The sequence below is a fragment of the Cryobacterium fucosi genome (assembly GCF_004403515.1).
GTDB lineage: Bacteria > Actinomycetota > Actinomycetes > Actinomycetales > Microbacteriaceae > Cryobacterium > Cryobacterium fucosi.
In genome coordinates, this window is sequence record NZ_SOHH01000023.1 from 1 (window position 1) to 1,314 (window position 1,314).

The window sequence follows — 1,314 nt, forward strand, 5'->3', positions numbered from 1 at the left end:
CCCGCACGGCGGCCTGCTGCGGCGTCAGCCCCCGGGCCAGCGCGGCGGCGAGGACCCCGCAGTGGGTGTCTCCGGCGCCGGTCGTGTCGACGACGGGCACCGCGAAACCGGGCACGTGCACGGGGAACGGTCCGAGCTGGTCGCCGGCGAGCCAGCATCCGTTCGGGCCGTCGCGCACGACGACGAAGCCGCCGGGGCGGATGCGGCGGACCAGGCGGGCGGCCGCGGCAGGTGGCCCGTCCTCTCCGCTCGCAACCCCGGCCTCGCGCGCGTTGGCGCGGAAGACGTCGGTGCGGGCCATCACCTCGGCGAGGGTGGACCGGTCGAGGGTCGCGATGAGCGGAGACGGGTCGGTGATCACCCGGGTGCCGGGCGGCAGGTCGTGCAGCCAGCCGGGGATCGCGGCGGCGTTCAGCGGATGCGCGAGGCTGTACCCCGACACGTACACGAGGTCCTGGGCGCGCACCGCGGCCAGGTCGAGGTCCGCCCGGCCCAGCCGCCCCTCGGCGCCGACCCAGGTCACGAAGGTGCGCTCGGCGGAACCGTCGACCAGGACCACGCAGTAGCCGCTGTCGAGGCCGGAGAGGGCCGGCTGGGTGACCTCGATGCCCTCTGCGCGCAGCGCGGCGTGCACGATGTCGCCGAACGGCCCCTGCCCGTGCCGGCCGGGGAACGTCACCGGCAGTCCGTCGCGTCTGGCGGCGGCCATGGCGGTGAAGCCGCCGCCGGCCGTGAGCCGGGACGAGGATGCGAGGGTGTCGCCGCCGGCCTCGGGCAGCCGGTCGATGGTCAGCACCACGTCGACGATGACGTTGCCGGTGAAGACCAGGCGGGGATGCTCAGCCATGGTGCGCCCTGCGCAGCGCGAGGAGAGCGTCGACCAGTGGCTCCAGGGCGAGGTCGTTGACCCTGCGGAGCGTGTCCAGTTCGGCCGGCGGCCAGGCCTGCAGACCGTGGACCGAGCCCAGCACCGCCCCGCAGATCGCGGCGATGGTGTCCGTGTCCCCGCCGAGGCCCGCCACGAGGCACAGGGTTCCCCAGGGGTCGGGGGAGACGGCGGCCAGCGCGAGAGCGGCCACCACGGACTCCTGCGCCGCCACCGAAGTCCCGATCAGGGCGCACACGGCATCCGCATGGTCGTCCGGGTGAAGCCCGGCGAGGTGACCGACGGCCCAGCGGATGCGCGCGGCAATCGACGCCCCGGCCACCCAGTGCCCACGGCGTTCGCCCTCCTCGGCGGCGGCGATGGCGGCCGCGACGGCGTTCTCGCGGGTGGCCCCGCCCACCCCGGCGCTCACCGCCGCGCCGACCGCG

General features: G+C 76.0%; 2 protein-coding genes. Both read right to left on the minus strand.

Annotation, left to right across the window (positions count from 1 at the left end; translation table 11 throughout):
* Positions 1-847, minus strand: an 847-nt coding sequence (locus tag E3T48_RS01825) for a PfkB family carbohydrate kinase (protein WP_134522181.1), incomplete at its 3' end; no start/stop codon positions are given.
* Positions 840-1,314: ADP-ribosylglycohydrolase family protein (locus tag E3T48_RS01830; protein ID WP_174844118.1), on the minus strand; the 475-nt coding region annotated here is incomplete at its 5' end. The genes E3T48_RS01830 and E3T48_RS01825, both read right to left, overlap by 8 nt.